This is a genomic window from Pantoea sp. B65, from assembly GCF_047308185.1.
Lineage (GTDB): Bacteria > Pseudomonadota > Gammaproteobacteria > Enterobacterales > Enterobacteriaceae > Erwinia.
In genome coordinates, this window is sequence record NZ_JAHXPU010000017.1 from 104,212 (window position 1) to 128,335 (window position 24,124).

22 protein-coding genes are annotated in these 24,124 nt (G+C 56.1%); 15 read left to right on the forward strand and 7 right to left on the reverse strand.

The window, feature by feature from the left end; all coding sequences use genetic code 11:
* Window positions 1–130 precede the first annotated feature (130 nt).
* From JWF83_RS07380 to JWF83_RS07415, 8 genes are all read left to right on the forward strand, one after another.
* On the forward strand, window positions 131–2,017 hold the full coding sequence (locus JWF83_RS07380; RefSeq protein WP_413649742.1) for an FTR1 family protein: 1,887 nt from the start codon (window positions 131–133) through the stop codon (window positions 2,015–2,017).
* A 34-nt stretch (window positions 2,018–2,051) separates the two neighbouring features.
* Window positions 2,052–2,579 carry an iron transporter gene (locus tag JWF83_RS07385; protein ID WP_413649544.1) on the forward strand — a complete coding sequence of 176 codons (528 nt, stop codon included), beginning with the start codon at window positions 2,052–2,054 and terminating at the stop codon, window positions 2,577–2,579.
* A 104-nt stretch (window positions 2,580–2,683) separates the two neighbouring features.
* On the forward strand, window positions 2,684–4,057 hold the full coding sequence (locus JWF83_RS07390) for a Fe-S-containing protein (RefSeq protein WP_413649545.1): 1,374 nt from the start codon (window positions 2,684–2,686) through the stop codon (window positions 4,055–4,057).
* A gap of 2 nt (window positions 4,058–4,059) precedes the next feature.
* Window positions 4,060–5,343, forward strand: coding sequence for an ABC transporter permease (locus JWF83_RS07395; protein WP_413649546.1), 1,284 nt, complete (start codon window positions 4,060–4,062; stop codon window positions 5,341–5,343).
* Window positions 5,333–6,463, forward strand: coding sequence for an ABC transporter permease (locus tag JWF83_RS07400; protein ID WP_413649547.1), 1,131 nt, complete (start codon window positions 5,333–5,335; stop codon window positions 6,461–6,463). The genes JWF83_RS07395 and JWF83_RS07400 overlap by 11 nt, the downstream gene beginning before the upstream one ends.
* Before the next feature lie 4 nt (window positions 6,464–6,467).
* Entirely contained in the window at window positions 6,468–7,163 is a 696-nt protein-coding gene (locus tag JWF83_RS07405) for an ABC transporter ATP-binding protein (RefSeq protein WP_413649548.1), read from the forward strand.
* Window positions 7,150–7,635, forward strand: coding sequence for a TlpA family protein disulfide reductase (locus tag JWF83_RS07410; protein ID WP_413649549.1), 486 nt, complete (start codon window positions 7,150–7,152; stop codon window positions 7,633–7,635). The genes JWF83_RS07405 and JWF83_RS07410 overlap by 14 nt, the downstream gene beginning before the upstream one ends.
* A complete protein-coding gene (locus JWF83_RS07415) occupies window positions 7,635–7,940 on the forward strand; it encodes a c-type cytochrome (protein ID WP_413649550.1) in 306 nt (101 codons plus the stop codon). Before JWF83_RS07410 ends, JWF83_RS07415 begins: the two co-directional genes overlap by 1 nt.
* A gap of 21 nt (window positions 7,941–7,961) precedes the next feature.
* Here the strand turns inward: JWF83_RS07415 and JWF83_RS07420 are convergent, their stop codons facing one another.
* The 6 genes from JWF83_RS07420 to JWF83_RS07445 are packed head-to-tail and all read right to left on the reverse strand — an operon-like array spanning window position 7,962 to window position 13,276.
* Window positions 7,962–8,801: a VOC family protein gene (locus JWF83_RS07420; protein ID WP_413649551.1), complete on the reverse strand. Its 840-nt coding sequence runs from the start codon at window positions 8,799–8,801 to the stop codon at window positions 7,962–7,964.
* A gap of 27 nt (window positions 8,802–8,828) precedes the next feature.
* The gene (locus tag JWF83_RS07425) at window positions 8,829–9,548 is read right to left on the reverse strand and encodes an ABC transporter ATP-binding protein (protein WP_413649552.1); all 720 of its coding nucleotides are present in this window, start codon (window positions 9,546–9,548) and stop codon (window positions 8,829–8,831) included.
* A complete protein-coding gene (locus JWF83_RS07430; protein WP_413649553.1) occupies window positions 9,545–10,324 on the reverse strand; it encodes an ABC transporter ATP-binding protein in 780 nt (259 codons plus the stop codon). Before JWF83_RS07430 ends, JWF83_RS07425 begins: the two co-directional genes overlap by 4 nt.
* Complete coding sequence (locus JWF83_RS07435) at window positions 10,321–11,208, reverse strand: branched-chain amino acid ABC transporter permease (RefSeq protein WP_413649554.1); 888 nt, start codon at window positions 11,206–11,208, stop codon at window positions 10,321–10,323. Before JWF83_RS07435 ends, JWF83_RS07430 begins: the two co-directional genes overlap by 4 nt.
* On the reverse strand, window positions 11,201–12,094 hold the full coding sequence (locus JWF83_RS07440; protein WP_413649555.1) for a branched-chain amino acid ABC transporter permease: 894 nt from the start codon (window positions 12,092–12,094) through the stop codon (window positions 11,201–11,203). The genes JWF83_RS07435 and JWF83_RS07440 overlap by 8 nt, the downstream gene beginning before the upstream one ends.
* A 54-nt stretch (window positions 12,095–12,148) precedes the next feature.
* Window positions 12,149–13,276 (reverse strand): ABC transporter substrate-binding protein, encoded by a 1,128-nt coding sequence (locus JWF83_RS07445; RefSeq protein WP_413649556.1) that lies wholly within the window; start codon window positions 13,274–13,276, stop codon window positions 12,149–12,151.
* A gap of 572 nt (window positions 13,277–13,848) precedes the next feature.
* On the opposite strand from JWF83_RS07445, the gene JWF83_RS07450 reads away from it, so the two are divergent.
* The 3 genes from JWF83_RS07450 to JWF83_RS07460 all read left to right on the forward strand — a co-directional run bounded on the left by JWF83_RS07450 (window position 13,849) and on the right by JWF83_RS07460 (window position 16,651).
* A complete protein-coding gene (locus tag JWF83_RS07450) occupies window positions 13,849–14,553 on the forward strand; it encodes a GntR family transcriptional regulator (protein ID WP_413649744.1) in 705 nt (234 codons plus the stop codon).
* A gap of 110 nt (window positions 14,554–14,663) precedes the next feature.
* Entirely contained in the window at window positions 14,664–15,818 is a 1,155-nt protein-coding gene (locus JWF83_RS07455) for a M20 aminoacylase family protein (RefSeq protein WP_413649745.1), read from the forward strand.
* Window positions 15,819–15,847: 29 nt separating this feature from the next.
* A complete protein-coding gene (locus JWF83_RS07460; RefSeq protein WP_413649557.1) occupies window positions 15,848–16,651 on the forward strand; it encodes a pyrroline-5-carboxylate reductase family protein in 804 nt (267 codons plus the stop codon).
* Window positions 16,652–17,003: 352 nt separating this feature from the next.
* Here the strand turns inward: JWF83_RS07460 and JWF83_RS07465 are convergent, their stop codons facing one another.
* Entirely contained in the window at window positions 17,004–18,269 is a 1,266-nt protein-coding gene (locus tag JWF83_RS07465; RefSeq protein WP_413649558.1) for an oligosaccharide MFS transporter, read from the reverse strand.
* A gap of 268 nt (window positions 18,270–18,537) precedes the next feature.
* Here JWF83_RS07465 and JWF83_RS07470 point away from each other — a divergent pair, with 268 nt between their 5' ends.
* The 4 genes from JWF83_RS07470 (at window position 18,538) to uxaC (ending at window position 24,105) form a co-directional block, all read left to right on the forward strand.
* Window positions 18,538–19,602 carry a LacI family DNA-binding transcriptional regulator gene (locus JWF83_RS07470; RefSeq protein WP_413649559.1) on the forward strand — a complete coding sequence of 355 codons (1,065 nt, stop codon included), beginning with the start codon at window positions 18,538–18,540 and terminating at the stop codon, window positions 19,600–19,602.
* A gap of 311 nt (window positions 19,603–19,913) precedes the next feature.
* A complete protein-coding gene (gene uxuA / locus JWF83_RS07475) occupies window positions 19,914–21,098 on the forward strand; it encodes a mannonate dehydratase (protein ID WP_413649560.1) in 1,185 nt (394 codons plus the stop codon).
* Window positions 21,099–21,207: 109 nt separating this feature from the next.
* Entirely contained in the window at window positions 21,208–22,674 is a 1,467-nt protein-coding gene (locus JWF83_RS07480; protein WP_413649561.1) for a fructuronate reductase, read from the forward strand.
* Window positions 22,675–22,692: 18 nt separating this feature from the next.
* The gene (uxaC, locus tag JWF83_RS07485) at window positions 22,693–24,105 is read left to right on the forward strand and encodes a glucuronate isomerase (protein WP_413649562.1); all 1,413 of its coding nucleotides are present in this window, start codon (window positions 22,693–22,695) and stop codon (window positions 24,103–24,105) included.
* The last annotated feature ends 19 nt before the right edge of the window (window positions 24,106–24,124 follow it).

Genomic DNA, 24,124 nt, shown 5'->3' on the forward strand with positions numbered 1-24,124 from the left:
TATGATCCTGGTCATATACAGAACCTGACAAAAAAAGTAATGATAATAAATATCATTAATATTAGTGGAACACCCTGTGGCCAACTTTCGTTCACTCCTCCTTGCCGCCTGTTGCCTGTTAGTGAGTGCGATGGCGTATCCGGCAACAGATTATGCACAGCATATCAATGACATACAGGGGCGCCTCGACGAAACGGCAAAACTGTATCAGCAACAGCAGGTCAATGACGCGCGTCGCACGGTGCAGATGGCATATTTCGAGGTGTTTGAAAATCTTGAAGGTCCGATCCGCATCAATTTCTCCGCCCAGAAAAGCTATCAGATGGAAACTGCCTTTGGTGACATTCGTCGCATGATCGGCGAGGGGAAGTCGCAGGCGGAGGTACAGGAACGCATCGACTGGCTGAAAAATGAGTTGCGGCAGGTGGAGCCGGCGCTGGATGGCGGTCATCAGCTGGTGGCAGAACAGCAGCACGATACTTACCACAACGGTGAGATTGCCCCTTACTGGCAGCAAAGTTTCCAGACTATCGACGACCTGCTGGCTCAGGCGGTAACGCAGTATCAGGCCGGACAATATGCAGCGGCCAGCCAGAGTGTGCAGCAGGCGCATTATCAGGGCTTTAAAAACTCCGAAATGGAAATGTCGGTGCGGCAGAATCGCTCCGCTCAGCTGGCCGCCGCCATTAATCAGCAGTTCACCGCACTGATTGATCTGACGGCCAAAGCGGACAACCTCAATCAGGTGGCCTACGGGGTTACCGATCTGCTGCAGAATATTGCGGATCTGCTGCCCGGCCTGCCAACCACCCGTGACGATCAGCCGCAAACGGCGCCACCAACTGACAATGCGCGGGTCACCGCAGATGCGGGAACGCAGAACGATTGGGCAAAAGTCGCTGCCGGTATTAACAGCAGTCTGCAGGATGCGATTGCACTCTATCGCGAGGGCAAAGGGCAGGAGGCGATGCTGGCGGTACAGGACACCTATTTTGACCAGTTCGAAGCCAGCGGCATGGAAAATAAAGTCGGCTCGCGCGACGCCGCATTTAAAACCACACTCGAAGGTCATTTTACCCGGCTGGTAAGTTTGATTAAAGCTGGTCAGCCGGAGTCCGCGCTGACGGCGGAAGCCGACGCTCTGAACGGCGATTTGACCCATGCGCTGACCTTGCTGGGCGACAGTAGTGGGACGCAGTGGGGTCTGCTGATGTATAGCCTGCTGATCATTGTCCGCGAAGGTCTGGAAGCTCTGCTGATCGTGGCGGCTATCGTCGCTTACCTGGTGAAAAACAACCAGCAAGACAAGCTGGCGCTGATTCGCCAGTCAGTGCTGGCGGCGCTGATCTGTAGTGTGTTCACTGCGGTTATCTTCCAGCTGCTGTTTACCAATTCCGGCGCCAGCCGTGAGCTGCTGGAAGGTTTTACCATGCTGATTGCGGTGGTTATGTTGTTCTTTATGAGCTACTGGCTGCTGTCAAAAGTGGAGGCACAACACTGGAAAGCCTGGCTGGAAGGCAAACTCTCCAACTCCCTTGGCCGCGGCTCGCTGATGGGGTTATGGCTGACCAGTTTTCTTGCCGTCTATCGCGAAGGGGCGGAAACGGTACTGTTCTATTACGCGCTGGTTGGTGATGCCACCAGCACTTCCGGCCATCTGGCGATTGCGGCGGGTTTTGCTATTGGCTGCGTGGTACTGCTGATCGCCTGGCTGGTAATGCGTTACTCGGTGGTCAAACTGCCACTGAAACCCTTCTTTATGTTTACCGGTAGTTTTATGTACCTGATGGCCTTTGTTTTTGCCGGAAAAGGGGTACTGGAACTGGTCGAGGGCAAACTTTTTCAACCAACGCTGATTGCGGGAATGCCTGAAATCAGCTGGCTTGGCATTTATCCGTATGTAGAAACTCTGTTGCCGCAGGCTGTGTTACTGGTCGCTGCGCTGCTTGCCCTGTGGGTAATGCAACGGCGCGGAGTAACGATTTCCGGGCAAGACATGCTTAAAAGCAAACCATAACTTTTTTCTCCTTTAAGACGCGAGGATATGTCTGATGACCATCAATAAAAGCCTGATAGCCAGCACGCTGATTGCCGGAATATTAACTGCACCAGCCGCTTTTGCCTTTAAAGAACATCCGGCGGGCGAGCCGGTGAAGATGAATGAAATGGAACTGGCGGCGGTCTATCTGCAGCCGATTGATATGGAACCGCGCGGTATGGGCCTGCCGGCGGCGAAGGCGGATGTTCACCTTGAAGCGGATATTCATGCGGTAGAAGGGAATAAAAACGGTTTTGGCGCCGGTGAGTGGGTTCCGTTCCTCACCATCAATTACACCCTGGTGAATACCGATACCGGCGCGAAACAGGAAGGGACTTTTATGCCGATGGTGGCCAGCGACGGTCCACACTACGGGGCTAACATCAAAATGATGGGCGTGGGTAACTACAAAGTGACCTACCACATTGATCCGCCGTCTAAAGCGGGTATGCATCGTCATACTGACAGCGAGACCGGCGTCGGTCGCTGGTGGAAACCCTTCGACGTCAGCTACGAATTTAAGTACGTCGGTCTGAATTGATCGCCACCCCGGGCGCAACTGACCCGGGTGCCGGGGTAACCGTCACCCGGTCAAAGCAGTATCCATTGCAATGGCTGGCTATTGTGCCGCGCTGAGTTGATGTTATGAGTTATTTTTTTATCACTACCCTGCAGGCATTTTTATGCGTTGCTCTGCTGTGTGGGGTGAACTGGAGTCATCGCCAGGCCACACTGCGTCCGCTGGTGTGGAACTTCGCGCTGGCGCTGGCGGGCGGCATGTGGACCGGCCTGCATCTGACCGGCTCTCAGCCGCTACAGCTTGGGCTGGTCGGTGCGGAAATCCTGTTGCTGCTGCTGTTTCTGTTGACCTGTAGCCGGTCAGCGCCACGGCTGGGCTACTTCTGGCAGGCGGTGCTGATCATCGGCGCGGCCCGCCGCTGGGTGCAGGATCCAAATCTCGGGGCGATCACCTCCACACACGTACTGAATACCGATCTGCTGCTGAATATTACCGCGCTGACGCTGGCGTTTGCGCTGCTGATACTGGCCGCGGTGCTGGCCGCGATGCTGCTGCGTCGCCTCAGCTGGACGCGCTGGCCGCTGGCGCTGCTGCTGGTGGTTCTGCTGCTGCTGCCGATCTCTGGCGACCTGCTGCTGTTGCTGATGAAACTGCAGGTCATGCCATTAACCAAAGTGTTGCTGAGTTTCGTGGCGCATGTCACCAACAACGCGTCGTTATTTAACTGGGCTGGGGCCTTGTTACTGCTGCTACTGGCGGCTGGCTGGTGGCCGACGCTGCGCGCGCGCCGCCGTGAAGTAGCCGTCACGTCCGGGCCGGTGGCGCGACGGCTGGCCTGCGCCCGCTATCTGGGCGCCAGACGACTGTTACTCACCACCCTGTGCTGTGCGCTGATTATCGCCGCCGGGCAGGGATACTGGGATCAGGTGGCATCGCAGCCGCCACGCCTGTCAGAAGCGCAGCCGGTTACGCTGGCGGCGGATGGTCAGGTCCATATTCCGCTGGATCAGGTGCGTGATGGCAAGTTACACCGTTTTGTGTGGATCGCTGACGACGGTAAAGCGGTACGCTTTTTTGTCATCAATCGTTATCCGGACAGAATGCGTCCCGGCGTGGTCTTTGATGCCTGTCTGCTGTGCGGCGATCAGGGTTATGTGATGGAAGGCAACCAGGTTATCTGCGTGGCCTGCGGCGTCCACATCTTTATCCCGTCGATTGGCAAAGCCGGGGGCTGTAATCCGGTGCCGATTGATGGCTGGCAAACCAGTGAGCATGAGCTGACCATCCCGCAAGCCGCGTTGGCGGCCGGGGCAAACTACTTCTCGACGGTGGTCACGCTGAAGGTTACCGATCCGGTAAACGGTGCGTCGCTGACCAATGTGCAGGCGGAGTATAAATACAGCTATGCGGGCAAAACCTGGTTCTTCGCTTCGGAGGCGAATTACAACCGTTTCCGCGCGACGCCAGAGCAATTTGTCCCCGGCGGGAAGGAGGAGTAACCATGCTGTGGCGAATGCTGCGCCAGTCCTGGGGACGCAATTTACGCCGTAAAGCGCTGGCCGTGCTGACGGTGTTTCTCGCCGCCGGGTTAATTTCCGCGCTGCTGGCGGTGTCGATTGATATCGGTGACAAAATGTCGCGCGAACTGAAGTCCTACGGGGCGAACATTCTGATTGAACCGGCCGGACAGGCGGCGTTACCGGCGCTGTTTAGCGAACAGAGTAACCCGCTGTCCGGGCAGGATTTTCTCGACGAGGGTGAACTGCCGGCGATCAAGGACATTTTCTGGCGCAACAATATTGTCGGGTTTGCGCCTTTGCTCAGTGGGGAAGTCACGGTTAACGCTCAGCCGGTCAGCGTGCTGGGCACTTTTTTCAATCAGCCGGTTAACGTGCCGGATGAGGATGACTATCGCACCGGACAGCAGGCGGTCAGCCCTTACTGGCAGGTAAACGGCAGCTGGCCGCAGGAGCCGGTGGCCGGGCAGCCGCAGATGCTGGCAGGCCACGCGCTGGCGAAGCGCTTTGGCTGGAAAGCGGGCGATATTTTGCAGTTGCAGGGCGAGAAAGCCAGCCAGCAGGTGACCATCAGCGGGATACTGACCAGCGGTAGTGACGAGGATAATCAGCTGGTAATGCCGTTGAGTATCGTCCAGTCGCTGCTCGGGCTTAGCGGTAAAGTGCAGGCGATTCGTGTCTCCGCGCTGACGGTGCCGGAAAATGAACTGTCGCGCCGCGCGCGCGAAAATCTTGATGCGCTGAATGCGGAAGAGTACGACCTCTGGTACTGCACCGCTTATGTCTCTTCGATTGCGCATCAACTGGAGGAAGCGATCTCCGGTTCGGTGGTGCGGCCTATCTGGCAGGTGGCGGCGTCAGAAGGGGTGGTGATCGACAAAATTCAGTTATTACTGGCGGTCGTCACCCTCGCGGCGCTGGTGGCCGCGGCCATGGGTATCGCCTCGCTGATGACCAGTACCATTATGGAGCGGGCGAAAGAGATTGGTCTGATGAAGGCGCTCGGCGCCCGGCAGTGGCAAATTATGCTGCTGTTTTATCTTGAAGCGGCCAGCAGTGGCGTTCTCGGCGGCGCCGCAGGCTGCATTGCCGGTTGGGGACTGGCGAAAGCCATCGGCCTGATGTTATTTGACGCCCCGCTGAATTTTGCCTGGGTAGTGATCCCCTGTGTGCTGGTGGTGGCGGTGCTGATTTCACTGATTGGCACCTGGTTCCCGGCGCGACGTATTGCGCGGTTGTATCCGGTGGAGGTGCTGTATGGGCGCTAAGCACGGGATGCTATGGCTGCTGGTGTGGCGCGCCCTGCGTTTGCGTATGCAGCGGGTAATGGTGGTCTTCGCGGCGCTGACCGTCGGCGCGGCAATTGTTACTGCTTTGTCGGCAGTGTATTTCGATATCAATGCCAAGATGAGCGAAGAGCTGCGTACCTTCGGCGCTAATTTCTATATTGGCCCGGGGCATGGCAAAAGTCTCTCCGAGCGCGAGCTGCAGCCGGTGCTTGAGGAAGCGCCGGCGGGGTTAATCAACGCGGCCAGCCCCTGGCTGTACGGGATGACCCGTACCGAGCTGGAAAAAGTGGTGCTGATGGGCGCGTGGTTTGAATCCCTTCCGCGCTTAGTCCCTTACTGGCAGGTGACCGGCAGCTGGGTCGGTGTCAATTTTGACGATCGCAACGCGATGATTGGCGTCAAACTGGCGCAACGTCTCAATCTGAAAGTGGGTGACACGCTTACCCTGATCAATGACGACGGGCAGAAAAAACTGCGGATTAAAGGCATTGTCGAGGCGGGCGACGCCACGGATAACATGCTGATCGTGAATTTCGCTCTGGCGCAGACCTTATTGCATCAACGCGGGCAGCTCAGTCATGCGCTGCTCAGCGTTAACAACGATGTCGGTCAGGTGGAGCGTTTTGCCAGCCAGCTGCAACAGCGTTATCCGCAGCTGGAGATCCGCCCGATCCGCAAAGTATCCGCAGCGGAAGGGCAGGTGCTGGACAAAATTAAAGGACTGATGGGGCTGGTCTCGATAGTGATCCTTGCTCTGTCATCGCTGTGCGTGAATACCACACTGATGGCGATTGTTGGCGAACGCGCAAAAGAGTTTGCTCTGCAAAAAGCCCTCGGCGCCAGCCACGGCGACATTATTCGTCAGATGCTGGCGGAAACCGGCGTGATTGCGCTGGCGGCGGTGCTGTGCGGCTGGCTGGCCGGCTACTTACTGGCGCAGCTGCTGGGGATGACGGTGTTTAATTCCACCATTGCACTGCGTTTGCCGGTACTGCCGATTACGCTGGTTCTGTCTCTGTTAGTCGCCGCATTAGCGGCCATCGTCCCGGTGCGGCGCGCGGTTAGCGTAGAGCCGGCAAAAGTTCTTAAAGGAGAGTAGCGCTATGTCCATTGTGCGCATCCCACATCTGGTGATTGAAACCCGGCATTTATATAAACGATTTGGCGACATTACTGCCCTCGACGATATTAATTTGCGCATCGCCCGTGGCGAATTCGTGGCGATTATGGGGGCTTCCGGCTCCGGGAAAACCACGCTGATGAATATTCTTACCTGCCTTGATACCGTCAGCGACGGACAGGTACTGCTTGATGGCGTTGATGCGGCGGGGCTGGATGAAGAAGGCCGGCGTCGTTTCCGTGCCGAAAAGATTGGCCTGGTGTTTCAGCAGTTTCACCTGATCCCCTTTCTTACCGCACTGGAAAACGTGATGCTGGCGCAGCATTACCACAGCGTGCCGGATGAAACGGCAGCCAGAGCGGTACTGGCGCAGGTTGGGATGGAACACCGCGTCACTCATCTGCCAGGCCAGCTTTCCGGCGGCGAACAGCAGCGTGTCTGCATCGCCCGGGCGCTGGTAAACGAACCGCCGGTGATTTTTGCCGATGAGCCGACCGGTAATCTGGATGAAGATAACGAACAGCGCGTGCTGGATCTGCTGAAAGATTTACACCGTCAGGGCAGCACTATCGTTATGGTTACCCATAACCCGGCGCTCGGTCAGTTTGCTGACCGCGTGATCCGCCTGCAACATGGCAAATATCTCGGCGAGGAGCGAAATCAACATGCGCTGGCGTGAAGGATTGTTACTGTTACTGGTGTTGCTGGCTGGCTGCAAAGAGGAAAAGCTGACGCTGGGCGCGACGGCGCCGGCGCTGGCCGCCTTTGATGCGCAGGGCAACCAGACCTCCCTCGACCGCTGGCAGGGAAAAGGGGTATACCTTAATTTCTGGTCTGCCAGCTGTGGCGGGTGCCTGGCGGAAATGCACAGCTTAGAAAAACTGAGTCAGCAGTGGGGCGATAAGCTGGTGGTGGTGGCGATAAATACCGATAGCGATGCGGTGGATATTCAGCCGCTGCTGGCGAAACACCATATCACCTATCCGGTGGTACGCGACCAGCTGAAAATTACCCAGGAGCGTTATCAGGTGATTGGCACGCCGACGTCGTTTCTGATTGACGCGCAAGGGCGGGTTATCGATATGCATCAGGGAGCACGTGATGAGGAGGCGCTGACCGCGACCTTCCGTAAACTGGCCGGGGAGGGGTGATGAAATATTTATATCTGGCTCTGGGGCTGCTGTTTTCGGCGTCGCTGCTGGCGGCGCCTGAGGATTATGCCCGTCAGTATCAGCGCGACTGTTCCGGTTGTCATGGCCGCAAGGCGGAGAAAGCGGCGTTTAATAACAAAGTCCCGCCGCTGATCACCCTGTCAGAGCAACAGGCCATCGAGGGGATGACCCGTCTGCGTGATAGTGGCGGCACCGGGGCGGCGGCACGGGCGAAAGCGAATCTGAGCGATGAGCAGATCAAGGGACTGGCGGCGTTTATTCAGGGCCAGAAACCGACGCCCTGAAGCATCCTGCTGATGCCTGAGTTATTGCTGAAAACGCAGGGCAACATGGAAAGCGCTGTCTGGCGTAATCACAATCTGCCCCTCTTTTCGCTGATAACCGACTCCGCCGCTGAGCAGATAATCTTCCAGTCTGTTCAGTGAGGCCACCCGGAAAGCTAATGCCACCATGCGCGGGCGCTGATAGTCACCGGCTGGGACCGCGCCGAATTCAGCGCTGGCCGCCGCCGGGGTAATGATACGCAGGCAGCTGGCGCCGGCCTGCAGACGGTAACTGTCTGTCGGCGGGCATTGCTGGCTGCGGTCGCCAAATAAGCGGGTGTATACCGCGGCAGCCTGCGCCGGCTGCGACGCCATAATCACAAACTCGGTAATATCCAGCACGCCGTTCGGATGCTGGCGCCATGCATCCTGCCAGACAGCCTCCGGCGTCAGATGCTGACAGAAAAAACTAAAACCATTCGGGATGGCATCTTCTGCCAGCCGGGTAATGCAAAAGCGCGCATCCATCGTCTGTCCATCCGGCAGTATCACCGGCCGGCTGAAGGCTGCCGGCGGCCCGCCGTCAAGTTGCAGCGTCTGCAGATAGTGGTAGGTATCCCCGGCATTGTGGGTCTTCCACACCAGACCCGCCAGACCCAGCGGCGCCTGCCATAAACCTCTTGCTCCGGTCGCTTTTTGTGGCTCGTAGCCCAGCAGCTCAAGATAGTTTTCGCCAAAAATCGCCAGATGATTGCTCGACCCCATGGAATGGTGGCCGCGATCGGATAGCTGAAAACCCATGCGACGAAACAGGCTCTCCGCCGTATCGAGATGATTATCGACATTGATCACCGCGTGATCGATTACCGGGTTAAGATTCATACCCTGGTCTCCTTTAAACAAGTCATATCAGGCGGCGCGTCCGCCGAAATAGAGTTCACGCATCCGCGGATCGTTCAGCAGATCCTGTGCTTTGCCGCTCATCGCCACTTTGCCCAGTGCCAGTACCCAGGCGCGATCAGAGATATGCAGCGCTTCCATGGCATTCTGTTCCACCATCAGAATGGTGACCTTATCCTGACGGCGAATGGTCTGAATGGCGCTGAATACCTCCAGCAGCATTTTTGGCGACAGCCCGGCAGAGGGTTCATCCAGCAGCAACACCGAAGGGTTGGGCATTAACGCCCGGGTGAGGGCGAGAATTTGCCGCTCGCCGCCGGATAGCGCCGAAGCCGGGGCGCGCCATTTTTTGCGCAGTAACGGGTATTGATCGGCCAGCTCCGCCATGCGTCGCCGCCGCTGTGCCGGGGGCAGAAATTGCCCGCCGGTCTGCAGGTTTTCCGCGATAGTCAGGTTATTGAACACATTGTCCAGTTGCGGTACAAAGCCCAGCCCGCACTCACGGATCTTGCGGTGGATTGGGATATTGCTGGTATCCTGACCATTAATTTCAACGCTGCCGCTGCGTGGCGACAGAAAACCGGCGATGCATTTCAGCAGCGTCGATTTGCCGCAGCCGTTGGGGCCAAGCAGGGTAACGATTTCTGCCTCCGCCACCGTCAGGGAGATACCCTGCAAAATATCAATGCCGGGTGTGTAACCGGCGATCACCTGGTTCAGCGTAATCATACGGCCTCCCGTAATCTGTGAGTGCCCTGCCCGAGATAGGCTTCCAGCACCTGCTGGTTTTCCGCCAGCTCGTCCGGGCGGCAACTGGCGACAATTTTCCCGCGATCCAGCACGATGCAGCGTTGGCAGAGGGTATTAATAAAATGCATGTCGTGTTCAATCACCAACAGCGAGATACCCTGCTGGCTCAGGCTGACCAGAGTTTCCACCAGTTCCTGACGCAGCTGCGGGTGTACCCCAGCCATCGGTTCATCAAGCATCAGAATCGACGGATTACCCATCATGGCGCAGGCGATACCGAGCAGTTTTTTCTGCCCGCCGGAGAGCGCTGCCGCCGGCAGATCTTTCACCCGCGTCAGCAGCAGGGTTTCCAGTAACTGTTGCGCCCTGGCCCGGTCTTCCTGTTCGGCACGTCTGCCCGAGGAGAGTGATAACAGCCCGTTCCATAAGCCGTGGTGGCGGGTGCCTGCCGCCATAATCACTTCCAGCACCGTCATTTTTTCCGGCATCATCGGTAACTGAAAGGTACGGGCAATCCCGGCTTCGATAATGCGATGCGTCGGCAGGTTGTCGATGCGCTGTTCACCCATGGTGATGGTGCCGCTATCAATCGCGGTAAAACCGGAAATCGTATTTAACAGCGTACTTTTGCCGGAACCATTCGGCCCCAGCAGACCGAGAATTTCTCCCTGTTGCAGGCTGAATGAGACCGATTCGAGTACCCGGTTGCCGCCGAACGCTTTACCGATCGCCGCAACGTTGAGCAGTGTGGTCATGGTAATATCCTCAACTTTTCCGGTAGCAAGCCGCCGGGACGCGCCAGCAGGCAGATCAGCATCACCAGCCCAACCAGCCCCAGACGCAAGGCGCCGGTCAGGTCAGAATTGATATGCAGGTAGTCTTTGGCGAAGGGAATAAAGTTGTACAGCCCTTCAACCAGCAGCACCCCAAGCAACACGCCGCGCACATTGCCGATACCGCCAATCATCACCATGCTCCAGATCAGAAAGGTTTCCGAAGAGAGCAGGTAGTCCGGGCTGACATAGTTGGTGTACCAGGCCAGCATCATTCCCGCTGCGGCGCACATCACCGCGCTGCACATCAGCGCGCGGCATTTCAGCCACGGCAGCGCATAACCCATACAGATTGCCAGCTGCGGCTGTTCACGCATTAAGCGTAAGGCGCGGCCAAAACGGCTACTGGCGAAACGCAGGGAAACCACGGTGCTGACCAGCAGCGCCAGCAGGATCAGCACGGCGAAAATCACGCCGTCGCCAGCCTGATCGCCGCTGGCCCAGGGCGCGGTAATGCCGCCAATTCCCTGCGCGCCGCCGGTCAGTTGATCCTCATTGGTCACCGCAATGCGGATGATCTCCGCCAGCGCCAGGGTGGCGATACCCCAGTAATCAGCGGAGAGCTGACGACCCAGCGCCGCCATCGCCGCGGCAACCAGCAGCGACAGCAGAATACCGGCGGGGATCACCAGCCATAGCGACAACGCAAACTGGCAACCGATACCAACGGCGTAGGCGCCAATACCAACAAAGGCGATATGACCAAAGTTAAGCAGCCCGGCGTAGCCCGCCTGCAGATTCAGCGCCAGCGCGACAATCGCATAGATAGCGGCAATAGAAATAATATGCAGCAGAAACTCAGACACGGCGCACCTCGCGATTAAACAGACCATATGGACGCAGCAACAAGGCCAGCAACAGCATCACGAAAGAGGAGGCATTGATCCAGGTGGCAGGAATAAACAGCATTTCGCCGCCGAACAGCCATCCCCAGTCGAGACTGGTGACCAGGGTTTCGGTGAAGGCGATCAGCAGCGCGCCGAGAATCGCCCCCATCGGATTACCCAGACCTCCGAGGATGGCGGCGGCCAGTACCGGCAGCATCAGATCGTTTCCCTGATTGATATAAGCGCTGCCATTCATGGCAATCATTGAGCCGCCAACCGCCGCCATCATGCCGGCGATCAGATTGACCGAGTGGATGATGGCGCTGGCGTTCAGGCCGGAGGCCGCCGCCAGATCGCGGTTACTGGCAAGGGAGCGAATCGAGCGTCCCTGTGGGGTATAGAACATCAGGCCGCTAAAGGCGATGACAATCACCAGCGTCACGGCGAGACTCCAGATCTCATCGCCGGAGATACGCGAGCCAGCCACCAGCCAGATCTCGCCGATCGGCTGGTGGTAGCTGAGCGGCGCCGATCCCTCGACGCCTAATATCAACGCGATCAACACCATCGATACCGCCAGAGAGCCAATCATCGCATTGGCGGCACTGGCTTTTAACAGTGGTTGAAACACCCAGTGATGCAGCAACATCGCCAGCAGACCGCAAAGCAGCGCCGAACAGAGCATCGCCACGGCGATCGGCATGCCCAGTTGCAGACCGCCAGCGGTCAGGAATGCCCCGACCATGGCGTACTGCACGTGGGCAATATTGGCGAAGCGCACCAGTCCGTACACCAGGCTTAAACCCAGCGCAACCAGCGACAAATCAGCCGTACGAATTAACGTATCAATAAGAAACTGAAACATAACGTTTTCCTGAACAGCGTGACCTTGCGTCACGGTGATGCAACAACCGGCCTGTTAGCGTGCGACAGGCTCACCGTTAAGTGCTTTGGTTTTCAGATAGGGCTGTGTCTGACGCTGATTATCCGCATCCAGATTTAATGTGCCGGTGATGCCGGTATATTGCGGCGCCACGGTCTGCATGGCGGCGATCATCGCCGCCGGTGCGGCGCTGTGGGCTTTATCGATGGCCGCTGCCGCCAGCATAATACTGTCATAGGCGTAGCTGCCGTAGACTGAGCGCGGCTTCTCATGGAACGTTTTCTGATAGTTTTCTGTATAGCTCTGGCTGGAATCGCCGTTGCTATTTTTGGCGGTGCCGGCGACTTCCATCCCCAGCTGGCCATTGGTGTACTGCGCCGGTGAGTCGGCAACCGCCATGGTCAGATACATGCCATACCATGGCGTCTGGTGCAGACCCAGTTCCCAGGCTTCGCGGTTCAGAACAATGGCGTCCTGACCGTAACTGGTATAGATGTACGCATCAGGATGGGCGCGCGAGATCTGCTCCAGCTCACGGCGATAAGAGGGCTGGCCGCTGGTATACAGCACTTTCGCCACCACTTTGCCGCCCACTTTTTCAAACGCTTTGCTGAACTGTTCCGCCATACCCTGGCCGTAGGCGCCATCCGGTGCGACAAAAGCCACCTTACGGTAACCGAGGTTAAAGGCATCTTCCGCCGAGAATCGCGCCGACAGATCGTCCAGCCCGATGACGCTGTAAGAGGTTTTGCCGATCTTGCGCACATCGGTACTGGTGCCGGAAATATTGATATGCAGCAGCTGGTTTTTAACCAGATACTGCCCGACCGGGATGGTGACGCTGGAGGAGAAATCGCCTACTACCAGCGGAACCTTATTCACCTGGGTCAGTTTTCTCACCGCATTCAGCCCGGTCACCGGACTACCGGCAGAGTCTTCCACAATCACCTTCAGCTGTTGCTGGTTCACACCGCCGCTGGCGTTAATTTTTTCTACCGCCAGTTCAATGCCCCGGCGCTGATCTTCACCGATACTGGCGCTGGCGCCGGTTAACGGCAGAATCGCCCCAAGACTGACATCAGCCATCGCGGCGTGAATGGAAGCCAACAGGCTGATACCAGTTAAAGCAGATAAAGTAATACGCTGACCTAAACGACTCTTCATTATGGTTCTCCGCTACGGATCCGGCTTTCAGGCCGGTAAAAGTTAAACCAAGCCCGTGGGGGCCGGTTTACCCTGGTGCTGGCAAAAGCGGATGCACTAAAGTGAATGTAGAAGTGCATACACTTGTGTATTAAGCAAGTTGTGTACCAGTTGCGCCGCTGACAGGGAGGGGGAGTTGATGGTGATAGCAGGCCGCTGGGATAAATTGTGAATAAATACAATCAACAAAGGAAATAAATAAAAATGCAATTTTTAATTATTCCGTCGATATTTTTAGGTAAGTGTATCGTCAACTGCGTTTACAAGTGAATACACTTATCACCATTTTAGCGCAGCGCTGCATTGTTATGGTGCAGAGGGATTTTTGCTGTGTCGTAAAGGCGGGGTGGTTATAAAAAACAGTTGTGTCTCAGGGGCTAAATCTGCATGCAGAAGTGTATGCAATTTTGTGTTGAGTTATCATTTGCGCTGTGCTTGAATGAAAACATCAACTCATTTTATCCGTTAAAAATGCTGCTTAATATATTCCGCAGGGGATGAGATTATTAATCGCCAGCAGCGAAGGGGGCAGTGTGGTAGTTGCGAAAAAAACCTCACGCAGTGCAGACAGCGTGGACAAAGTGTATGAAAAGATAAAGTCACTGGCGATTGAGTACCATTTCCGGCCTGGCGAGCGGGTGAATGAGATGGAGCTCTCCAGCCAGCTGGGTGTTTCCCGTACCCCGATCCGCGAGGCGCTAAATCGTCTGTCGCAGGATGGCTTTATGAACTTTGTCCCTAACCGCGGGTTTTATTCCCGTGACCTTACCCCTGAAGGCGTGCGGGAGTTGTATGAAGTACGCATGATCATTGAACAGGCGACCTTTCGTTTCGCCTGTCTGCGCGCCAGCGATGAAGAGATTGCCAGAACCACGGCGATTTGGGAGAGCGTCAGCCAGCAGCAGGGCAAAGAACGCAGTGCGGAAGAGTGGGCCAGCATCGCGGAAATTGACGAGCAGTTCCATATGGAAATCGCCCGTATCTCGCGCAATAGCCGACTGTATGAAATGCTGGAAAGCCTGAACTCATTAAGTCGTTTCTTCCGGCGTATCGATCTGGAAACCCCGGTGCGCAGAAATAATGCCTATGACGAGCATGTGGAAATTATTGCCGCGTTACGTCAGCGTGATGTGGAAAAAGGGGTAGTGCTGATGGAACAACATATTTCCTTAAGTGCGGAACATGCGGTTGAAGTCACCAAAGAAGGTCTGGCGCGTATTTATATTGGCAAGAAATAACACAAGCTATTTTTTATTTATAACTTAATGCTAATCAATATATACAGCCTCATATAATTATATGGGGTTAGTTTCTCTCTGCTGTAAGATGCTAAATAAACCGAGGGCTTATCGCCGTGATCCCGCAAAGTATTATTCAACAGGCTATTGGCTGGCGCCGGGAATTTCATGCGCATCCGGAAATCGGTCTGCAGGAGTATCAGACCGCCAGTAAAATCCGCGAACTGCTGCTCTCCTTTGGCCTGGAAGTGCATTCCGGCATTGCGGGCACCGGTATTGTCGCCACGCTGCGCAACGGTGACGGGCCGGCAATCGGGTTGCGTGCCGATATGGACGCGCTGCCAATCGCGGAGGCTAATCAGTTTGACTATCGCTCGGTCAATCCCGGCACCATGCATGCTTGTGGTCATGATGGTCATACGGCGATCCTGCTGGGGGCCGCGCATTATTTAAGCCTGACACGCCGTTTCCATGGCACGGTGCATTTTATCTTCCAGCCGGCGGAGGAGAATGCCGGCGGCGGTCGTTTAATGGTGCAGGACGGGCTGTTTAGCCGTTTCCAGATGCAGGAGGTCTATGCCCTGCATAACTGGCCGGGCTTGCCGCTGGGAGAGGTGGTGGTCAGCTCTGGCGCAATGATGGCCTCACAGGATAACTTCGCTATCACCCTGACCGGCAAAGGGTGCCATGCGGCGATGCCGGAAAAAGGCGCCGACCCGCTGGTGGCCGGCGCGCAACTGATTATGGCGCTGCAAACGCTGGTGTCACGCCGTTTATCCCCGCTGGAGCAGGTAGCGATCAGTCTGACGCAAATTCATGCTGGCGAAGCGATCAATGTGATTCCGGATACTTTGCAACTCTCCGGCACCCTGCGCTGCCTGAGTAATGAAACGCGTAAAACCTGCTGGCGCCTGCTTGAAGAGTATGTGGCGTCGGTGCCGGTGGCTTATGGCGTAAGCGGCGCCGTACGCTGGGAGTATGGCTACCCGGTGACCCGCAACCATGCCGCTCAGGCTGAGCGGCTACGCGATGCGGCGGAGCATACTGCCGGCATCAGCCGGGTAGATGGCACGCATCCGCCTTCGATGGCGGCGGAAGATTTTGCTTATTTGCTGGAAGCCTGTCCGGGAGCCTATTGCTGGCTGGGGGCGGACGGCGCCACGCCATCGGCTTCGCTGCACAACGCCTGCTACGACTTTAATGACGACCTGATCGCTCCCGGCATTGGTATCTGGGCGTCGCTGGTGGAACGGTCGCTGAAATAATATTTTTTGTTTTCTTTACGGAGATAACCATGAGCCATATTCATTTTATCGGTGCCGGTCAGATGTCCGAAGCCATCATTCGGGCGGCGTTAAAGCGCCAGGTATTGCAGACCGCTGAGATCACGCTGGCGGATATTGATCCGGCCCGCATCAGCCTGTTGCGTGAGCGTTATCAGTTAACGGACAGCGCCGATGCCGCTGCCGCGCTGAGCAAGGCTGATTATATTGTTATCGGCGTGCGTCCGCAGGATGATATTGCGGCGGTGGCGCAAACCATCACGCAATACGCCGCGCCGACGGCCACGGTGATTTCGATTATTGCCGGTGTAACGCTGGCGCGCCTTTCATCGCTGTTGGGCGCGACACGCCCGATTGCGCGCATTATTCCCAATACCCTGACCGATACCGGGCTGGGATACAGTGGCGTGGTATTTAATGCCCTTGTGCAGCCAGAACCCCTGTTACCGTTCCTCGAAAGTTTCGGCAAAGTGATGCTGCTGGAAGAACGTCTGATTGATATTTTCACCGGCTACGCGGTCGCCGGGGTGAATTACGTCTATTACTTTATTGAATCACTGACCGACGCAGGCGTGCTGGCCGGGTTATCCCGCCCTCAGGCTACGCAGGTCGCCTGGGAAAATCTGCTGGGGGCGGTGGAGATGTTAAAACTGAGCGGCCACCATCCGCGACAGCTGATGGACATTAATAACTCGCCGGCCGGGGTGGGGATTAATGGGCTGTATCAACTGAATAACAGTGATTTTGCCGCCGGATTGCAGCGTAGTGTGCTGGCGGCAGTGAAACGCACCACCGAGCTGTCCGGCGGCAATTAGCCAGGGCGGATTGCTGAATGGTGATCTGCGCCAGAATATCCGCCGGAGGCTTTTCAGGGTTAAATTGATCCAGCGCAATATGCGCCCGTCAGCGTCCTGCCACTCTTTATTGCATACAGTCATTGCTGAAATTGCAGGCGACAGAGGGGCAGGAAAATGACAGCTAAAATGGGTATGGGTCTGGTTATGCTGGTATGGTTTGGCTATGTAGCCTGGATGGTAACTTACTACGCCGGCACATTTAGTCTGTTTAACTACTAATCACCGTTGTACCACTACGCTTCTGCATCCCTCTGAGCCAGAACATCTGGCTCAGAGGCGACCACCTGTGTTTGCGGCTGATCAATTATCATCAGGCTTTATTCGCTCCGGCGGCCAGCAGGCGGCTGGCGCTGCGACCGCTGAGGGTAAAGAAAGAGATCAGCGTAAAGCTGGCGGTGATCAGCCCAAGGATCAAATAAGCCTGGTGGAAGCCCACCGAATCATACATCCGTCCTACCCAGGTAGAGAGCACCACCCCGGAAAGTTGTTTCGACAGATTAAAACCGATCAGAAACAGCGTCGCCGACAGACGTGGGTCAAAAACCGAAGAGATATATTTAAAGGTGCCAACCAGCAGGAAGGGCAGCTCAAACATATGCAGAGTTTTAAGGATAATCACTTCAATACCGCTACTGGCAAATGACGAGCCAATAATTCGTACTGACATAATCGCACCGGCAACCAGCAGGGCATTTTTGGCCCCGATGCGGTTAATGATGGCCGGGGCGAAAAACATAATCAGCGCATTAAGTAATTCCCCACCGGTGGTAACGAAACCGAATATTTCGGTGCCCTGTTGCGGCGACGAGAAAAAGCTTTTAAAAAAATTGGCAAACTGCTGGTCGAAGACATCATAGATACTCGCCACCCCCACCACGTACAGTAGAAATGCCCAAAAACGCGGCATCTTCAATAATTCACTGGCCATTTTCAGCGAGAACTCGCGCTGTCTGACTCCGGCCTTCTCCATTACTGCCTGGTTCTGGTCCGGTTCCGGGCGTGACAGAATCAGCAGTAGTGCCAGCACCAGCGCAAATCCGGAGGCTATCCAGAAGGTGATATTCGGGTTAATGCTGAACAGGATACCGGTTAAAGAGGCGCAAATCGCCCAGCCGACGCAGCCGGATACCCGCACCCGACCATATTCAAAACGGTTAGTGCGGCTGACGCGTTCTATATAGGCTTCGACCGCGCCGGAGCCGCCGGAAAACACAAAGCCAAGATAAATCCCACCCGCCAGCGCGCCAAACCAGATGTTGTATTGCAGCAGGGGTGACAGCACGAAAATAAAGAAGGGGGCAAACAGAATTAACAGGATTACAATGCACCATAATAAGTGCTTACGTAATCCTAATTTATCCGATATCAGGCCAAAGGCGGTCTGAAACACGATGGAAAACAGGGCAATGGATGAGAATACCATCCCGGTTTCCGTTTTTGTCAGATGATTGACTTCCGCCAGCCAGACCGGGAAAAAGGGAAAGTACGCCGACATAATAAAATAGTAGAAGAAAAAGAACAGCATGAAGTAGCTGAAGTTGTGCCGTTCTCTTGTGCTGAGTTCAGAGAGCTTCATAGGGTATCCCGTTATTTTATTATTAGTGTGGTTGAAAGCATTAAAATGTCATGCGCTATACATTGGCTGTTATTTATCGCTCTAATGCGTTTTTACGGCAATTATCAGGTGAATGGAATTGGAAGACGATCACAGAACCCGGCTAAAATAGGCCCAAAATGTCGTACTTTAGACATAAAATGTTAGCGCACGACATTTTACGACAATCAGGCCTGAACGGGGTGGCACGGAGAACGATGATGGCGCGAAACAGCCGGGGAGACGAGGTATGAAAAATCGTTCGGCAACACTGGAAGATGTGGCGAATCTGGCGGGCGTATCCCAGCAAACGGTTTCCCGGGTGCTGAATAATCCGGCGCTGGTGTCGCAGCGCACCCGCGATACCATTATGCAGGCCATGCATACTCTTAACTATGTACCCAACCGCTCGGCGCAGCTGCTGGCGGGCAAGGCGTTACCGGCGCTCGGGCTGATTACCGCCTCACTGACGCTGCATGCGCCATCGCAAGTGGCGGCGGCGATTAAAAGTCATGCGGAAGCCCATCAGTTGCAAGTCACCATGGCGATGCTGAAAAGTGCCGACTATCCGCAGCTACAGGTGGCGCTGAATGAGCTGCGCGCCCAGAATATTCGCGCGGTGATTGTCAGTATGCCGCTTGAAGCGGAGGTGGCGGAACGACTGGCGATCGAAAATAACGATATGGCATGTCTGTTTCTCGATGTGCCCCCTGACACTGAGGTCTCCTGTTTACGCTTTGATCATCGCGATGGCTGTGGCGCCTGCGTGAATCATCTCTGGGAGCTGGGGCATCGTGAATTTGGTTTGCTGGCCGGTCCGGTCAGCTCGGTGTCGGCGCGTCTGCGTCTCGGCTGCTGGCGTGAGGCGCTGCACCGGCTCGGCGTCAGCAATACCATGACCGCTTTTGGCGACTGGAGTGCCGCCAGCGGCTGGGCAAAAACCTTTGAACTGATGAGCGCCAATCCGCGTATTAGCGCCATTGTGGTGGCCAACGACCAGATGGCGCTGGGGGTACTCAGTGCGCTGAATAAGCTGCATAAATCCGGCAGCCATGCGGTATCGGTGACCGGCTATGACGATACGGCAGATAGCCTCTATTTCCAGCCGGCGCTAACGACGGTGGCGCAGGATTTCGACCTGCTGGGCGAGCGCGCGGTGCAGCATATCCGTAATATGCTGCAGGAGCCCCAGCGCAGAATACTGGAGCTGTTGCCGACCCGGCTGGTGATCCGTCAGTCAACCTTCGTAAAAGATGCGCCAACGGAACGGGAGGTACTGATTGAGCAACTGAAGGCGCTGGTTGGGCAGTTGTAAGTTAATGATAACTTTCCGGTATTACCGTGGTGAAATTGGTTGATCTCTTTTATTCCGTCCCCGGCCAGCCAGGGTGCCAGTCATGACACCTGCCTCTCTTAACCGCGCAAAATTTAGCGCCAGCCAGTCTCAGCTATCCGCCAGCCATAAAGATTATCGATCTGTGATGTGGTTAACCAATTTACTATGCCAGGTTGACAACCCTGGCAAAATGATTGAATTTAGCACGCAGGTAAGTACAGCACCGCCATGGGAATAAGCAATCGCATGGTGGTCAACCACTAAATGGCAGATAATAAAGAGGATTCAGCATGAAGCAGACCTGGCGTTGGTATGGTCCTGATGATCCGGTGACGCTGGCCGATGTGCGCCAGGCCGGGGCTAGCGGCGTGGTGACCGCACTGCACCATATTCCGAACGGTGAAGTATGGACGGTGGCAGAGATCCTGAAGCGTAAAGCGATGGTTGAAGCTGCTGGTCTGGTATGGTCGGTGGTAGAAAGTGTGCCGATTCATGAGGATATCAAAACCCATTCCGGGCAGTACGATCTGTGGATTAAAAATTACCAGCAGTCGTTGCGTAACCTTGCTCAGTGTGGCATTTACACCGTCTGCTACAACTTTATGCCGGTACTGGACTGGACCCGTACCGACCTTGAGTATCAGCTGCCGAACGGCGCTAAAGCGCTGCGCTTTGACCAGATTGAATTTGCGGTATTTGAACTGCATCTGCTGAAGCGTAAGGGGGCGGAAGCCAGTTACACTGCCGCCGAGGTACAGCAGGCGAATCAGCGCTTTGCCGAAATGAGCGAGCAACAAAAAGATCGCCTGATCGCCAATATTATCGCCGGGCTGCCGGGTGCGGAAGAGGGCTACTCCCTTGAGCAGTTCCGCCAGCATCTGCAACGTTATGATAATATTGATAAAGCCAAACTGCGGGAAAACTTCGCTTACTTCCTGCAGGGGATTATTCCGGTGGCTGAGCAGGTGGGGCTGCGTATGGCGGTCCATCCGGACGATCCGCCGCGACCGATTCTTGGCCTACCGCGCATCGTGTCGACCATTGAGGATATGCAATGGATGGTGGAGACGGTAAGCAGCAAGGCGAATGGTTTTACCATGTGTACCGGCTCTTATGGCGTGCGCGCCGACAACGATCTGGTGCAGATGATTAAGCAGTTTGGTCCGCGTATTTACTTTACCCATCTGCGCTCCACGCTGCGGGAAGAGAATCCGAATACCTTCCATGAAGCCGAACATCTGTATGGCGATGTCGATATGTACGAGGTGGTGAAAGCCATCGCGGAAGAAGAGCATCGCCGTAAAGTCGCCGGGGAGGAAGATCTGATCCCGATGCGTCCTGACCATGGTCACCAGATGCTTGATGACCTGCGCAAGAAAACCAATCCCGGCTACTCGGCGATTGGTCGCCTGAAAGGTCTGGCCGAATTGCGTGGCGTTGAGCTGGCGATTCACCGCGCTTTCTTCAGTCACTAATCTCTCGCCGCACTCTGCATCAGCCGGGTGCGGCGCTCTGTTGTCACTCAGTTGTTATATTCAATAACCCTGCCGCCAGGCGAGGGTCGTTACCTGACAGGAGTTTGTTATGGCGCAGAATATTGCCAACAGCCCGGTTTCCGTGGCGCGTCCGGCGTGGGACGCCACGCGTCTGGTGTCACGCATAGTTCATCTCGGCTGCGGCGCCTTTCACCGCGCGCATCAGGCGGTATTTACTCATCATTTGCTGGAGAGTAGCGACAGCGACTGGGGCATTTGCGAAGTCAGTCTGATGCCCGGCAACAGTGCGCGCCTAATCGACCAGCTGAAGGCGCAGAATTTACTCTATACCGTGGCGGAACGCGGCGCGCAAAGCAGTGAGCTGAAAATTATCGGCGCGGTCAAAGAGGCGCTACATCCGCAATCGGTCGGCAGCGCAGGTATATTGCAGGCGATGGCGCGCGCGGAAACCGCGATTGTCTCGCTGACCATCACCGAAAAAGGCTACTGCACCGATGCCGCCAGCGGTCAGCTTGATCTCAGTCATCCGCTAATTAAGCAGGATCTCGCCAATCCGCAACAGCCGAAATCCGCCATCGGCTATATTGTCGAGGCGCTGAGTTTACGCCGCCAGCAGGGACTGCAGGCGTTTAGCGTCATGTCCTGCGACAATATGCGCGAGAATGGCCAGGTGGCGAAGGCGGCGGTTATCGGGCTGGCGAAGGCGCGCGACGCCGGACTGGCGCAGTGGATCGCCGCCAATGTGACTTTCCCCAGCACCATGGTGGATCGCATCGTTCCTGCCGCCACGGAAGAGACGCTGCGGCAAATTGGCGAACAGCTTGGGGTGTTTGATCCCTGCGCCATCGCCTGTGAACCTTTTCGCCAGTGGGTGATTGAAGACCATTTTGTTAATGGCCGTCCTGCGTGGGATAACGTCGGCGCGCAGTTTGTTGCCGATGTGGCGCCGTTTGAAATGATGAAGCTGCGTATGCTCAATGGCAGTCACTCTTTCCTCGCCTGGCTCGGTTATCTGGCGGGTTATCAGACCGTTGCCGACACCATGAGCAATGCCGCATACCGCAAGGCGGCGCTGGCTCTGATGCTGGACGAGCAGGCGCCAACCCTGTCAATGCCGGCCGGCACCGATCTTAATCGCTATGCCGGGATGCTGATTGAACGCTTTAGCAACCCGTCACTGCGCCATCGTACCTGGCAAATCGCCATGGATGGCAGCCAGAAACTGCCGCAACGCCTGCTTGATCCGATTCGTTTGCACCTTGCTCAGGGCCATCAGTGGCGCCATCTGGCGCTCGGCGTGGCGGGCTGGATGCGCTACGTCAGCGGAATCGATGAGCAGGGCGAGGCGATTGAGGTGGTCGATCCGCTGCTGGCGCAGTTTCAGGCGATTCACCAGCAATATACTGAACCGCTGGAGCGGGTGCGCGCGCTGTTGGCTATCAGAGCCATTTTTGGCGATGATCTGCCGGATAATCACGCCTTTGTCAGTGCGGTAAGCGAGGCTTACCTGCAATTGCTGCAAAAAGGCGCCCGCGCTGTCGTGGAAGCCCTTTAATCAGCCAGGAGAAGAGCGATGACCGCATTTATGACGGAAGATTTTTTGCTGAAAAACGCCACCGCGCGGGTGTTGTATCACCAGTATGCCGCGGCGATGCCAATCTATGATTTCCACTGCCATCTCAATCCGCAGGAGATTGCGGAAGATCGCCGTTTTGCCAACCTCGGGCAGATCTGGCTGGAAGGCGACCACTATAAATGGCGCGCACTGCGTGCGGCAGGCGTTGATGAGTCGCTGATCACCGGTAAAACCAGCAGTGATTATGATAAATATCTGGCGTGGGCGCGCACCGTTCCGCGTACGCTGGGTAATCCGCTGTATCACTGGACGCACCTTGAACTGCGCCGGCCTTTTGGTATTAGCGATACCCTGTTCGGGCCGGATAGCGCCGAAGGTATCTGGCAACAATGTAATCAGCTGCTGGCCACGCCGGCGTTTTCGGCGCGCGGCATTATGCGTCAGATGAATGTGCGCATGGTGGGAACCACCGACGATCCGCTTGATTCACTGCAATACCACCGTCAGATTGCCGCCGACGACAGCATTGATATTGAAGTGGCGCCAAGCTGGCGTCCGGACAAGGTGTTTAAAATCGAGCTCGATGGCTTTGTCGACTATCTGCATAAGCTGGAAGCGGTGGCGGATGTGGCCATTACGCGCTTTGCGGATTTGCGTACCGCGCTCACCCAGCGGCTCGATCACTTTGCCCGGCACGGCTGCCGCGCTGCCGATCACGGTATCGAGGTACTGCGCTATGCGCCTGTGCCGGACGATCGGAAACTGGATGCGATACTGACGAAACGCCTGGCCGGTGGCGTTCCGGATGAGCTGGAAATTGCACAATTTACTACGGCGGTGCTGGTATGGCTGGGCCGTCAGTACGCCGCGCGCGGCTGGGTAATGCAACTGCATATCGGCGCAATCCGCAATAACAACACGCGCATGTTCCGCCTGTTGGGGCCGGACAGCGGTTTTGATTCGATTGGCGATAACGCTATCAGCTGGGCGCTGTCGCGCCTGCTCGACAGTATGGATGTCAGCAATGAGTTGCCGAGGACCATTCTCTACTGCCTGAATCCGCGCGATAACGAAGTGCTGGCGACCATGATCGGCAATTTCCCCGGCGCCGGTATTGCCGGTAAGGTGCAGTTTGGCGCCGGATGGTGGTTTAATGACCAGAAAGACGGCATGCTGCGCCAGCTACAGCAGCTGTCGCAAATGGGCCTGCTCAGCCAGTTTGTCGGCATGCTGACCGATTCACGCAGCTTTCTCTCTTATACGCGTCATGAATACTTCCGCCGTCTGTTGTGTAATCTGATTGGTCAGTGGGTGGAAGATGGGGAAGTTCCGGATGATGAAGCGCTGCTCGGGCAGATGGTAAAAGATATCTGTTTTAACAATGCGCAACGCTATTTCACCGGCGGTTAAAGCGGGAGGTGGCCCGCTG